The sequence below is a fragment of the Nonomuraea composti genome, assembly GCF_012034275.1.
GTDB classification, from domain to species: Bacteria; Actinomycetota; Actinomycetes; order Streptosporangiales; family Streptosporangiaceae; genus Nonomuraea; species Nonomuraea composti.
Window position 1 is genome coordinate 1 of the sequence record NZ_JAATEP010000019.1, and the last position, 12,644, is coordinate 12,644.

Sequence of the window (12,644 nt, forward strand, 5' to 3'; positions counted from 1 at the left end):
CGCCGCGCCGACACCAGCTCCTGCACCAGCGCCGGGTCCACGACGGAGCCGCCCCTGGCGATGCGGCGCGCCGTGTCGACGAAGTCGGCGACGTCGGTGACGCGGCTCTTGAGCAGGTAGCCGATGCCGCCGCCGCTGGCGAGCAGGCGCATGGCGTGCTCGGTCTCGGCGTGTGCCGACAGGACCAGGATGCCGACGCCGGGGTGGCGCTCGCGGATCTGGGCGGCGGCCCGCAGCCCTTCGACGGTGTTGGTGGGCGGCATCCGGATGTCGACGATGACGAGCTCCGGCCGCCGCTCGCGGACGAGGTCGAGGAGCTGGGTGGCGTCGCCGGCCTGCCCGACGACGTTCAGGCCGGAGCGCGTCAGTAAGCTGGCCAGCCCTTCGCGCAGCAGCACGTCGTCGTCGGCGAGAACCACCTGCGTATCGGTCATGTCACGCATTATCGGACCCGGCCGACGATCGGTACACTCCGGGCATGAAGCTGGGCGGGTCACGGCCGGCGCGGAACGGGCCCGCCCGCGGCCTGACCCTGCGCACGGTGATGGCGGGCGCCGCGCTCGCGCTGATCGTGGGCGGGGCGTTCGCGGTGCTGCTGGCCTCGATCGGCGACCTGCGTGACGCCCGGCTGCGCGAGCAGCGCTCGGCGGAGGTCCTGACGCTGGCCAACCGCCTGGAACGGCTGATCATCGACATGGAGACGGGCCAGCGCGGCTTCGCCCTCACCGGCGAGGCGAGCTTCCTGCAGCCCTGGCAGGCGGCCATCGACACCTTCCCCGGGCAGGCGAGCGCGATGGAGCGGCTGGTGGCCGGCATCCCCGCCGAGCGCGCCCTGGCCGAGAAGATCACGGCGGCGGGCGGCTCGTACATCGACGACTACTCCGTCCCCCTGGTGGCGGCCTTGCGCCGCGACCCGGGAGCGGGGGAGAGCGGGCGCCGCGCTCCGGGCGCGGCGGGGACGGCGCGCGCCGAGGAGGGCAAGCGCCGCGTGGACGCGCTGCGCGCGGACTTCGACGCGCTCGTGACGGCCGCGCTGGGGTCGGCGCGGGCCGAGCAGCGGCGCTCGGACGCCGCGGCCCAGCGCGCGACCGCGGTCGGGGTGGCGGGCCTGATCGCGTCGGTGGTCCTGATCGGCGCCTACTCGCACTACCTGGCCCGCGCGGTCGTCGCTCCGGTACGGCGGCTGGCCGGCGCCACCCGGCAGCTCGCGGACGGCGACCTCCAGGCCCGCGTCCCCGAGCGCGGCGCCGGCGAGATCGGCGTGCTGCAACGCGGCTTCAACACGATGGCGGCCACCCTGTCCCGGCAGCGGTCGGAGCTGGCCGCCTCCCGCTCCCGGATCGTCGCCTCCGCCGACCAGGCCCGCCGCCGCATCGAACGCGACCTGCACGACGGCATCCAGCAGCGGCTGGTCTCGCTCGTCCTGGAGGTGCGGGCCATCCAGGCGACGTCGCCGCCGGACCGTCCGGAGCTCGCCGAGCCTCTCGACCGGCTGGCCGACGCGCTCGGCGAGGCGGTGGACGAGCTGCGCGAGATCTCGCGCGGCATCCACCCGGCCATCCTCAGCGAGGCCGGGCTGGGCCCCGCGTTGAAGGCGCTGGCCCGCCGCAGCCCGGTGCCGGTCGAGCTGGACGTGGAGGTGCCCGGCCGGCTGCCGGAGCCCGTCGAGGTGGCCGCGTACTACGTGGTCTCCGAAGCGCTCACCAACACCGCCAAGCACGCCCGCGCGAGCGTGGCGACGGTGCGGGCGCGCCTGGAGGACGGGCGGTTGCGGCTGCGGGTGCGCGACGACGGCGCCGGCGGTGCCACCGCCTCCGGCTCCGGCTCGGGGCTGCTCGGGCTGGCCGACCGGGTCGAGGCGCTGGGCGGCACCGTCCGCGTGGACAGCCCGCCCGGTCAGGGCACCACCCTCGACGCCGACCTGCCCGTCACCGGGGGCTGACCGGGATCGGAAGATTCCAGCCAGCCGGTAGCCGGGATGGCCGCTGGCCGGGACGACACCGCGGCGGCCGCGCAGGATCCTGATCGGGAAGCACTGAACGCTTGCGGAAGGAGCCCGCGATGCACTCCCGACCTGCCGTCTCCCCCGACCTCCCGTTCGCCCGCGAGCTGACGCCGCCGCGCTCCGGCCCGAGCTGGGTGCGGATCTTCTTCGGCGGGCTCGCGTTGTGGGTGGCGACCGTGGTGGTCACGTTCGTCACCGGGAACGCCAACCTGGTGCCGACGATCATCCTGGTCGGCAGCTTCCTGGTGCCGGTCACGTTCGTCACCTTCGCCTTCCGCCGCGCCGACGAGGTGATCACCGCGCAGCGGATCTTCACCGCGTTCGTGTACGGCGGCGTGCTCGGCGTCCTCGGCGCCTCGCTGCTGGAGTCGGCGCTGCTCACGCACATGTCGAGCTGGGGTTACCTGGCCATCGGCGCGATCGAGGAGGGCGTCAAGCTGGCCGTGCTGTGGCTGCTGGCCCGCCGCCTGCCCTGGTACGGCGCCCGCGACGGCATGGTGCTCGGCGCGGCCGTGGGCTTCGGCTTCGCCGCGTTCGAGAGCGCCGGGTACGCCTTCAACGCGTTGTTCACCTCCAGCGGCCTGTCGCTGCTCGACCTCGTCGAGACGGAGGCGCTGCGGGCGGTGCTCGCCCCGGTCGGCCACGGCCTGTGGACGGCGCTGCTCGGCGGCGTGCTGTTCGCGACGGCCGCGCGCATCCGCCCGGCCCACCTCGGCACGGGCTACCCCGGCACGGACTACCTCAGCGCCGGCCACCCCGGCACTGGCCGCCCCCGCCTGCGGCCGAGCCGCGCGCTGCTCGGCTGGTACGCCGTGGTGGTGCTGCTGCACGCCCTGTGGGACGCCTCCCAGACCGTCGCCGTGTGGCTGACCCTGATCCTGACCGGCACCCCGTCCCAGTGGCTGGCGATCGTCCGCCTCGGCGAGCTGCGCGGCGTCACCCAGACGCAGGTGCACCTGTTCACGGGGATGAGCTGGGGGCTGCTGGCGCTGGACGGGCTGGTCGGCCTGGCCCTGCTGCTGGCCCGGTGGGCGCGGCTGGGCAGGCGGCCGTCCAGCATCGTCGTCCGCGGCTACTGAGGGCGGACGTTGTGGTTGCCGGCGAACAGGTTGCCCGGGTCGTACCGGCGCTTGACCGCGGCCAGGCGCCGGTGGGTGGCGGCGGGGTAGACGGCGGCGACGTCGTCCTCACCGGCGGTGGCGAGGAAGTTGGCGTAGGCGCCGCTGACGTGCGGTGCGAGCCTGGCCCACAGCGCGTCGAGCGCGGGGCGGGCGGCCTCGACGACCGGCGGCGGGCCCGCGGTGGTGGTCACGACCATCAGCTCGGCCTGCCGGTGGGCGAAGGCGGTGGCCTGCTCGGGGACGCGCGCCACCGCCCCGCCGAGGCTGCGCACGGCGACGAACGGCGACCCCTGCGCCGCCCCGGTCTCGGCCAGGATGCTAAGGACCACCGGCACCTGCTCCCCGCCGGTGAACGCGCTGCGGGTCACCAGCCGCACGCCGGGCGGCGCGGCCACGCCCTCCACCAGGATGTCCCCGTACGGGCGCAGCGTCACGTCGTCGGTCAGCACCGTGCCGAGGGCGCGGATGGGGTCGATGGCCCGGGCGGCGAGGCGGGGGTCGTCGCCGTCGAAGGTGACCTGGATCTCCACCGGCGCCTCCACGCCGCCGGCGAACGGGTTGGCGAACGCGGCGATGGAGGTGAGCTCCTCCGGGGCGGTCCGCAGGTGGTCCGCCCATCCGCGCAGCACGCCGGGCAGCTCGGCGGCCGGGAAGGTGATCCGGCCGTGGAACACGTCGGTGGTGGGGTGCGCGCTGAACTCGAAGGCGGTGACGACGCCGACGTTGCCGCCGCCGCCGCGCAGCGCCCACCACAGGTCGGGGTCGTGCCCGGCGTCGGCCCGCACGAGCCGGCCGTCGGCGGTGACGACCTCGGCGGCGACCAGGCTGTCCAGGGCCAGGCCGTACTTCCTGACCTTCCAGCCGATGCCGCCGGACAACGTCAGCCCGCCGACGCCGACGCTCCTGGTGTCGCCGGAGGAGATGGCCAGGCCGTGCGGGGCCAGGGCGTCGGCGACCGCGCCCCAGGTGGCGCCGCCGCCGATCCGCACCAGGTGACGGTCCTTGTCGACGATCTCCACGCCGGCCAGCCGGGCGAGGTCGATCACGATGCCGCCGTCGTTGGTGCCGAACCCGGCGAAGGCGTGGCCGCCGCCGCGTACCGACAGGGGCAGCCCCGAGCCGGCGGCGAACCTGACGGCGGCCCGCACGTCCTCGACGCCGGCGGGGCGCAGCACGACGGCGGGGCTGCCGGAGGTCAGCATCGTGCGGGCGGCCTGCGCGTACTCGGGGGTGCCCGGCTCGATGACGTCGCCCGAGAAGTCGTGGCGAAGGGTGTCCAGGGTGGTGCTCATGACGGTCCTTCCGCTGTGCGGTGGTGTGTGCGCTTTACGGCCACAAGATGCCGACGGGCCGGTTCTTGTGACAGTGACGTGCGCCACACCGCCGCGACGCGGGGTTCGTCAGCCGTGGGCGAGGGCCGTCCGGAGCTGGGCGAGCCATTCCCGGCCGCGGCGGTGGCCGTCGGGGAGCTGATCGTCGCGGTCCCAGCGCCACGTCGTGATGATCGCCAGCATGAGCGAGCGGCAGTCGCGCAGCAGGCCCTCGCCGAGGCCCGGGTAGTGGCCGGCGACCGCTTCCGGCGCGTGCGCGAGGTCGAACTCGACCGGCCCGAGGCAGCACGTCTCCAGGTCGATGAACAGCGGCCCCTCGGCGGTCGCGAGCAGGTTGCCCGGGTGCGGCTCGCCGTGCAGCGGCTGCTCGGGGCCGCCGCGCGCGGCGATGGACCGGCCGAGGTCACGCAGCGTGCCGGCGAGCAGCTCCCGGTCCGCGTCGGGGAGCGCCGGGGTGCGGGCGCGGTCGGCCAGGAGGGCGCGGGCCTGCTCGACGCGTTCGGTGAAGTGCGGCATCGGGACGTCCACCGCGCGCATGCCGGCGTGCAGCCGGCGCAGCGCCTTGGCGAAGTCGGCCGGCGGGATCTCGGCCGGGCTCACGGGCTCGTAGTAGGTCCACAGCGTGACCACGAAGCCGTCGCGCTCGTAGACGCGCGGCTCCACCCGGGGGTCGAGCGCGGCCACGGGGCTGCCGGAAGCGGCCAGCCGGCGCGCCAGATCCACCTCGAACTGCGCGACCTGCTGCGCCGCGGGCGCCACCCGGGCCAGGGTGTCGCACGGCAGCAGGCGCAGGGTCAGCTTGTTCGAATCTTGCAGGACGATCGCCTCGTCGGCCGCCAGACCCAGTGAGGAGGCGATCGAGCGGGCCGTGGCCGCCGCGTGCTCGAGTTCCGACGCCTGCATGGCCTCCCCTTACCGTTGTCGCCGTGCTCGCCGAGCACCGTACCAGGTGCCCGGCGGGGAGCCGCGGGTTAAGATCACCTGGTGACGGTTCACGGCCGCAGCGCGTTCATCATCGGGGGCACCGGGCAGATCGGCCGGGCCACGGCCGCGCGGCTCGTCGCCGCCGGCTACGCGGTGACGCTGGGTCACCGCCGTTCCCTCCCGGCGGGCGAGCCGCCCGACGGGGCGACGTCCTTACAGGTGGACCGGAACGACACCGAGGCGCTGCTCGGCGCGCTCGACGGCCACGACCTGGTCCTCGACACCGTCGCCTTCACCCCCTACCACGGCACGCAGCTCGCCCGGCTGGCCGGCCGCGTCGGCTCGCTCGTCGTCATCTCGACGGGGGCGGTCTACCGGGCGCCCGGCCTGCCGGTGCCGATCCCGGAGACGTGGCCGACCGTCGAGCGCGAGGCGCACGACTATCCGTCGGGGAAGGCGGCGCTGGAGCGCTTCCTGCTGGCCACGCCCGGCCTGCCGGTCAGCATCCTGCGCACGGGCGTGCTGCACGGGCCGCACGGCAGGTCGCTGGACCACTGGTCGTTCATCAAGCGGGCGCTCGACCGGCGGCCGTACGTCGTGCTCGCCCAGGACGGGCTGAGCCGCTTCCCCACCTCGGCCGTCGCGAACGTGGCCGAGATCGTCCACCTGTGCGCGCTGAATCCGGCGGCCCGGGTGCTGAACGTCGCCGACGACCCGCTGACCGTCGCCGAGGTCGCCGCCCGGGTGTTCGCCGTGATGGGGCACGAGGCGGAGATCGTCACGTTCGCGGGCCCGTCGCGGCCCGACGGCCTGGGCTTCCACCCGTGGAACGTGCCGGAGCCGATCGTGTTCAGCACCGACCGGGTGCGGGCCGAGCTCGGCTACCGGCCCGCCCTCTCCTACGACGACGCGTTGCGCCAGACCATCGAGTGGGCCGTTCCCGCCGTCGAGCGGGCGCGGGCGCGCGGCGGCGGCTGGCCGGACGTCTTCCCCGACTTGGTCGCCCGCCACGGCCCCGACGTCTGGTTCCCCTACGCGGCCGAGGACGCCCACGTCGCCCGCGCGTGAGGCGCGTCACCGGCGGCGCGTGCGGCGGGTCACCAGGTGACGGGCAGCTCGTGCGGGCCGAAGAACGGGGCGTCGTGGGCGAACGGCAGCTCCTCGAACGGGACCGCCAGGCGCAGCGCCGGCAGCCGGGCCAGCAGCGTGCCGACGGCCGTCTCCAGCTCGGCGCGGGCCAGGTTGGCGCCGACGCACTGGTGCACGCCGTGGCCGAAGGCGAGGTGGTGGCGGGCCGGGCGGCGGACGTCGAACGCGTCCGGGTTCTCGAACGCGCGCTCGTCCCGGTTGGCGGACGCCGCCAGCACCGTCAGGCGGTCACCGGCGCGGATCCGGGCCGGGCCGACCTCCATGTCGGCGGTCGCGACCCGGTCGAAGCTGACCCAGTCCTGCACCGAGTGGAAGCGCAGCAGCTCCTCGACCGCGCCGGGCAGCAGGCCGGGGTCGGCGCGCAGCGCGGCAAGCTGCGCCGGGTGCCGCAGCAGCGTGAGCACGCCGAGGGAGATCGTGTTCGCCGGTGAGTCGTAGCCGGCGAGCAGCATGAGGAAGCCCATGTTGACCAGCTCGTCCGTGGTCAGCTCGCCGGTGGGCAGGTGCCTGGCCGCCAGCCGCCGGATCATGCCGTCGTCCGGCCGGTTCCCCGCGTCGCCGACGAGGTCGCGCAGGTAGCCGCGCACGTCCTTGGACGCCTGCGCCGCCACGCTCGGGTCCATGCTCGTCACCGACAACCTGCGCAGCCGCGACGCGAAGAAGCCGTGGTCGGCTTCCGGGACGCCGAACAGCGCGCACATTACGCGCGCCGGGACCAGGCGCGCGTACCGGGCGACGAGGTCGGCGGGCGGGCCCGCCTCCAGCAGCTCGTCCATCGCCCTGTTGGCGATGGACTGGATGGTCGGTCGCATGGCCGCCATCGGGCGGGCGCCCAGCTCCGGGATCAGCAGCCGCCGGAACCGGCTGTGCTCCGGCGGGTCCAGGTCGACGAAGAAGCCGTCGTCGGGGCGGTCGTCGTCGGGGCCGCGCGGGCGTTCCGGGCGGCCGGTGTTCGAGCTGATCCTCGGGTCGCTGAGGATCCGGCGCGCCTCGGCGTAACGGGTGACGGCCCAGACCGGTGCGCCGTTGGGCAGGGCGGCCCGCACGACCGGCGCGGTGTCGCGCATCCGCCGGTACTCGTCCGGCGGCGCGAGCGGGCAGCTCCGCTTCATGGGAAAGGTGGGCATGGGAGTCTGGGTCATCGCGTGGCTCCGTTCGGGGCGGACACCACCCCGGCGATGTGGTCGGCGACCGCGGCGACGGTCGGCTTCGCCCACAGCAGCGTGGCCGGGAGCGAGCACCGGAACCGCTGCTCCAGCCGCCGCCGCACGACCACCGTCATCACCGAGTCCAGGCCCTGCTCGATCAGCGGCCGGTGCGGCGACAGGTCGGCGGGGGCGAGCCGCATCTCCTTGGCGATCTGCGCGCCGACCTCCTCGATCAGGAACGTGCGCAGCCGCGCCGGGTCCAGGTCGGCGAAGGACTCGGCGAGCCGGTCCCCGCCGCCGTCGCCGTTGGCCGAGGGGGCCGGTCGGTCGATCACCGGGTACCGCAGGTCCGCGAGCCAGGCGACGGCGGCGCCGGTGCCGTCGGCGATCCGCACCTGCACCGTGTCCGGTTCCTCCTGGTCGAGCCACACCTCGATGGTGACCGTTTCCGGCGGCTCTCCCGTGGTGACCAGGTGCTCGACGTTCGTCACCATGCGCAGCAGCGGGTCGCCGGGGAACGCGCTGGGCGCCACCGACATGGCCGCGTCCAGGACGGGCGCCCAGGTGGCGGCGGGCCCGCAGCGGACGCGGGCGCGCAGGGCGCCGTGCCCGCGCCACAGCTCCTCGACGGTCCAGCCGAACCCGGTGTCCGGCACGCCGACGGCGGCGAGCCGGCTCATGACCAGCCCGGGGTCCGCCGGGGCGAGCGGCTGCTCCGGGGGCGTCGGAGGTGCCGGGGGCCGGCCCTGCGCGGCGGGGATCCGGGCCGTGGTGATCACCTGCCAGGCGACGTCGGGCTCGGCCGTGGTGCGGGCGGCCAGGCGTAGCTCGGCGCCCTGGCGTACGACCTGGATCTCGCGGCGGTCGGCGGTCAGCAGCGGGGCCGACATCGTCACGCCGGCCAGCGCCTCCGTGCCGGCGGCGGCCAGGAAGGTGACCGCGAGGACGGCGGCCGGCACGATCTCGACGCCCTCGATCGCGTGGCTGCCCGGGTAGGGCCGGAGGTGGTCGTCCAGGACGGTGCGCCACAGCCGCACGTCCGTCCCGGCGAGATCGACGTGGTCGCCGAGCAGCGTGTGCGTGCCGGGGTCGTGGCCGCGCCCGCCCGCGTCGGGCGGCGACGGCTCGCGCCAGTGCCGGCGGCGCTGCCACGGGTAGGCGGGCAGCGCGGCCGGGCCGCCGACCGGTTGCAGCCGGCGCCAGTCGACGTCGAGGCCGGCGCAGTGGGCGGCGGCGACGGCGTTCAGCAGGGACGCCTGGCCGGGACGGTTACGGCGCAGCGACGCGCCCACGAAGACGTCGTCCTCGTGGCCGGCCTCGTTCAGGGTCTCCAGGACGGAGTGGGTGACGACGGGGTGCGCGGAGATCTCGATGAAGGCGCGGTAGCCGTCGGCCGCGGCGGCGGCGACCGCGCCGGCCAGCCGGACCGGGTGGCGCAGGTTGACCGCCCAGTAGGCGCCGTCGTAGGCGGGCCGCGCGCGCGGGTCGTCCAGGGCGGTCGAGTAGACGGTCAGGTCAGGGACGGCGGGGGTCAGGTCCGCCGCGGCCTCCTTCAAGTCCGCGAGGAGCGCGTCCATCTGCGGGCCGTGGAAGGCGACGTCGGAGGCGACCCGGCGGGTGGGGATGCCCTCCTCCAGCCAGGCCGCCAGCACCTCGGCCACCACGTCCGGGTCGCCCGAGACGACGGTGGAGCCCGGCGAGGACGCGATCGCGGCGACCACGCCCGGACGGTCCGCCAGGCGCCGCTCCGCCTCGGCGAACGGCAGCCGCGCCATCGCCATCGCGCCCCGCCCGGCGACCCGGCGCAGCAGGCGGGAGCGCCGGCAGATCAGCCGGGCGCCGTCGAGGCGGCTCAGCGCGCCGGCCGTCACGGCGGCGGCGATCTCGCCGACCGAATGGCCGATCACGGCGTGCGGGCGCACCCCGTACTCGCGCCACACCTCGACCAGGCCGAGCTGCATCGCGAAGATCATGGTCTGGACGCGGCCGACCTCGGTCAGGTCTCCCCCGCTGAGCGCCTCCCTGGGCGAGAACCCGATCTCGTCGGCGAACACCGGCTCCAGCTCGTCGATGACGCGGGCGAACGCCGGCTCGCACGCCAGCAGCTCCCGCCCCATGCCGGCCCACTGCGAGCCGTGCCCGGAGAAGACGAACACCGGGCCGGGGCCGGGGTCGGCGAGGAGCCGTCCCGTGGTCACGGCGTCGTCGGGGGTGCCGGCCGCGAGCCGGCGCAGCCCCCGGGCCAGCGCGGTCTCGTCGGCCGCGGCCACCACCGCGCGGTGCGGCAGGTGGGTGCGGCGCAGCGCGAGGGTGTGCCCGAGGCTCGCCACCGGCACCTGGCCGGCGACGCCGGCGAGGTCGGCCGCGCTCTGGCGCAACGCCGCCCGCGACGCGGCCGACACCGGGAACAACCGCCCGGCGGGCCCTTCGACGGGCGGCACCGGCTCAGGCCCCTGCTCGATCACGACGTGCGCGACGGTCCCGCCATAACCGAAGGCCGAGACGGCGGCCCGCCGCGGCTGCGCCAGGCCGGCCGCGGGCTGGGAGCTGGGCGCGGACGCGAGGCCGGGCGTGGATGCGGGGGCGGCTGTCGGCTCGCGCCCGATCGCGGGCTCAGGCCCCGTCGCGTGCCCAGGCCCCGTCGGGGGCTCGGGCCAGGCCGTGGGCTCGGTGGCGACGCGCAGGCCGAGGGCCGGCCAGTCGACGGCCGGGTTGGGGGTGTCGAGGCGGCTGGGCGGGATCTCGCCCCGGTGCACCGCCAGGACGGCCTTGATGAGGCCGGCGATGCCGGCGGCGCCCTCCAGGTGGCCGATGTTGGACTTGGCCGAGCCGATCAGGCACGGCCGCCCCGCCGGCCGGCCCGCGCCGTAGACGGCGCCGAGGGCGGCGGCTTCCAGGGGGTCGCCGACGGCGGTGCCGGTGCCGTGCGCCTCGACGTACCCGATGGTGTGGGCGTCGACGCCGGCCTGGCGCAGCGCGCGGCGCATGACGTGCTCCTGCGCCTGCCCGCACGGCGCCATGATGCCGGCGGTGTGGCCGTCCTGGTTGACGGCGCTGCCGAGGATGGTGGCGAGCACGGGGTCGCCGTCGCGCTGGGCGTCGCGCAGCCGTTTGAGCACGATGACCGCGGCGCCCTCGCCGCGCCCGTAGCCGTCGGCGGCGGCGTCGAACGACTTGCTGCGCCCGTCGGGCGCGAGCGTGCCGGCGGCGTCCAGGGTCAGGGTCTCGCCGGGAGACAGGATGAGGTTGACGCCGCCCGCCAGCGCGAGGTCGGTCTCCCCCGCGCGCAGCGCCTGCACGGCCAGGTGCACGGCGACGAGGGAGGCGGAGCAGGCGGTGTCGACGGCCATGCTGGGGCCGCGCAGGTCCAGTGCGTAGGAGACCCGGTTGGCGACCGCGCACGTGGCGGCGCCGATGCCGGTCCACGCCTCGATGTCGGGCAGGTCCTCCAGGATGCGGTGCCCGTAGTCGCCGGTGCAGACGCCCACGTACACGCCCGCGTCGGTGCCGGCCAGCGCGCCGGCCGGGATCCCGGCGTGCTCCAGCGCCTCCCACGCGGTCTCCATGACCAGGCGCTGCTGCGGGTCCATCAGCTCGGCCTCGCGCGGCGAGAGGCCGAAGAACTCGGCGTCGAAGCCGGCGACGTCGTCGAGGAAGTGGCCGCGCGGCACCGTGCGGCGCACCGCCGCCGCGTAGGAGGGGCCCCGGTCGGCGTAGGAGCGCCAGCGTTCGGCGGGCGCCGGCCCGCTCGTGTCCCGCCCTTCGGCCAGCAGGTTCCAGTACGCCTGCGCCGAGTTCGCGCCGCCGGGCAGCCGGCAGCCGATCCCGACGATGGCGATGGCTTCGGACGGTCGGTCCATCACGCGCCCCCTCCCCGCGACCACGCGGGCGACTCGAGTATTTCCACGACGGCGGCCGAGATGGTGACGCCGGGCCCGTAGGCGAACATCAGGAGGTGGTCGCCGGGCCGCAGCTCACCACCGCGGACGAGGTGCTCCAGGGCCAGCACCTGGTCGCTGGCCCCGCAGTGGCCGATGGTGCGGCCGAACTCCCAGGTCGAGCGGGCCGCCGGGATGCCCAGCCGGTGCTCGCAGATCTGCTCGGCGATCTCGCGGGAGGTGTTCATACAGGTCAGGCGGGTCACGTCGGCCGCTTTGAGTCCTGCCTCGGACAGGGCGCGGTCGATCGCCTCGACCATCCGCTCGTCGAGCGTCACCAGCACCTTGGTGCCCTCGCCGCCGGCGACGGCGCGCTGCCGGAAGGTGTCGTTGTGGGCGGCGAAGTCCAGCTCGCGGCCCTCGGTGACGCCGGGCGGGAAGAGGGGTTCGGCGCACCGGTGCATCTCCTCGGCCTGCGACACCGACATCGTGCACACCGACGCCAGCCGGGCGAACCCGGGCTCGGTGTCGAGCACGAGGGCGCCGGCCGCGTCGCCGGCGATGGCTCCGGGCAGCATCCGCCAGCGGTCGGCCAGCGGCGTGCCGTAGTTGTCGGCGGCGACCAGCAGGGCCGCCTGCCGTTCCGGGCCGGCCCGCAGGTAGCCGGCGGCCAGCTCCAGGGCGGCGAACATGCCGTTGCAGCCCTGCTTGAGCTGGGTGGACAGGACGCCGTCGCCGACGAGGTGGCGCTGCACGTACGCCTGCGGCGGCCAGCCTTCCGGCCCCTGGTGCCAGGTCGAGGTGTAGAGGAGCAGGTCCAGCTCCGTCGGGGAGCGCCCGCTGCGGGCCAGCGCCGTGCGGGACGCCCGCAGCGCCATCTCCGGCGCCGGCACGTCACCGGCGACCGCGACCGAGGCGATCCCGTGCAGCTCGGCCTCCTCGGCCGGGTACCAGCCGGCCGCCACCGCGTGCGCCACGTCCACGGTGGCGGGCAGGTACGAGCCGACGCCGCTGATGTACATGTCCGCCGTCTCCATGTCGCCTCCTGGCTCGCTGGAACAGGTTCGGTCCGGCACCTTCAGTCCGGC

At 75.7% G+C, this 12,644-nt stretch carries 9 protein-coding genes; 3 read left to right on the forward strand and 6 right to left on the reverse strand.

All coding sequences use genetic code 11. The features are described from left to right. Window positions 1-434, reverse strand: a 434-nt coding sequence (locus HCN51_RS25645; protein WP_168012345.1) for a response regulator, incomplete at its 3' end; no start/stop codon positions are given. A 44-nt stretch (window positions 435-478) separates the two neighbouring features. Here HCN51_RS25645 and HCN51_RS25650 point away from each other — a divergent pair. Together HCN51_RS25650 and HCN51_RS25655 are read left to right on the forward strand one after the other, a co-directional pair. Then, on the forward strand, window positions 479-1,942 hold the full coding sequence (locus HCN51_RS25650; RefSeq protein ID WP_206067793.1) for a CHASE3 domain-containing protein: 1,464 nt from the start codon (window positions 479-481) through the stop codon (window positions 1,940-1,942). A gap of 119 nt (window positions 1,943-2,061) precedes the next feature. Continuing rightward, the gene (locus HCN51_RS25655) at window positions 2,062-3,084 is read left to right on the forward strand and encodes a PrsW family intramembrane metalloprotease (protein WP_168012347.1); all 1,023 of its coding nucleotides are present in this window, start codon (window positions 2,062-2,064) and stop codon (window positions 3,082-3,084) included. On the opposite strand, the gene HCN51_RS25660 is transcribed toward HCN51_RS25655, so the two are convergent. Both HCN51_RS25660 and HCN51_RS25665 read right to left on the reverse strand, forming a co-directional pair. Next, a complete protein-coding gene (locus HCN51_RS25660) occupies window positions 3,078-4,418 on the reverse strand; it encodes an FAD-binding oxidoreductase (protein WP_168012349.1) in 1,341 nt (446 codons plus the stop codon). The two genes, HCN51_RS25655 and HCN51_RS25660, sit on opposite strands and share 7 nt — an antisense overlap. 108 nt (window positions 4,419-4,526) lie before the next feature. Next, window positions 4,527-5,360 carry a phosphotransferase gene (locus tag HCN51_RS25665; protein ID WP_168012351.1) on the reverse strand — a complete coding sequence of 278 codons (834 nt, stop codon included), beginning with the start codon at window positions 5,358-5,360 and terminating at the stop codon, window positions 4,527-4,529. Window positions 5,361-5,441: 81 nt separating this feature from the next. On the opposite strand from HCN51_RS25665, the gene HCN51_RS25670 reads away from it, so the two are divergent. Continuing rightward, a complete protein-coding gene (locus HCN51_RS25670; RefSeq protein ID WP_168012353.1) occupies window positions 5,442-6,449 on the forward strand; it encodes an NAD(P)H-binding protein in 1,008 nt (335 codons plus the stop codon). Window positions 6,450-6,478: 29 nt separating this feature from the next. Here the strand turns inward: HCN51_RS25670 and HCN51_RS25675 are convergent, their stop codons facing one another. The 3 genes from HCN51_RS25675 to HCN51_RS25685 are packed head-to-tail and all read right to left on the reverse strand — an operon-like array spanning window position 6,479 to window position 12,593. Further along, window positions 6,479-7,672, reverse strand: coding sequence for a cytochrome P450 (locus HCN51_RS25675; protein WP_168012355.1), 1,194 nt, complete (start codon window positions 7,670-7,672; stop codon window positions 6,479-6,481). Next, the gene (locus HCN51_RS25680; protein ID WP_168012357.1) at window positions 7,669-11,538 is read right to left on the reverse strand and encodes a type I polyketide synthase; all 3,870 of its coding nucleotides are present in this window, start codon (window positions 11,536-11,538) and stop codon (window positions 7,669-7,671) included. Before HCN51_RS25680 ends, HCN51_RS25675 begins: the two co-directional genes overlap by 4 nt. After that, window positions 11,538-12,593: a ketoacyl-ACP synthase III family protein gene (locus HCN51_RS25685; protein WP_168012359.1), complete on the reverse strand. Its 1,056-nt coding sequence runs from the start codon at window positions 12,591-12,593 to the stop codon at window positions 11,538-11,540. Before HCN51_RS25685 ends, HCN51_RS25680 begins: the two co-directional genes overlap by 1 nt. Window positions 12,594-12,644: the final 51 nt, after the last annotated feature.

Bases quoted from the DNA above. Each gene is read 5' to 3' on its own strand.
- HCN51_RS25655 (WP_168012347.1), top strand. From the start codon at position 2,062: ATGCACTCCCGACCTGCCGTCTCCCCCGACCTCCCGTTCGCCCGCGAG.
- HCN51_RS25660 (WP_168012349.1), bottom strand. From the start codon at position 4,418: ATGAGCACCACCCTGGACACCCTTCGCCACGACTTCTCGGGCGACGTC.
- HCN51_RS25665 (WP_168012351.1), bottom strand. From the start codon at position 5,360: ATGCAGGCGTCGGAACTCGAGCACGCGGCGGCCACGGCCCGCTCGATC.
- HCN51_RS25680 (WP_168012357.1), bottom strand. From the start codon at position 11,538: ATGGACCGACCGTCCGAAGCCATCGCCATCGTCGGGATCGGCTGCCGG.
- HCN51_RS25685 (WP_168012359.1), bottom strand. From the start codon at position 12,593: ATGGAGACGGCGGACATGTACATCAGCGGCGTCGGCTCGTACCTGCCC.
- HCN51_RS25675 (WP_168012355.1), bottom strand. From the start codon at position 7,672: ATGACCCAGACTCCCATGCCCACCTTTCCCATGAAGCGGAGCTGCCCG.
- HCN51_RS25650 (WP_206067793.1), top strand. From the start codon at position 479: ATGAAGCTGGGCGGGTCACGGCCGGCGCGGAACGGGCCCGCCCGCGGC.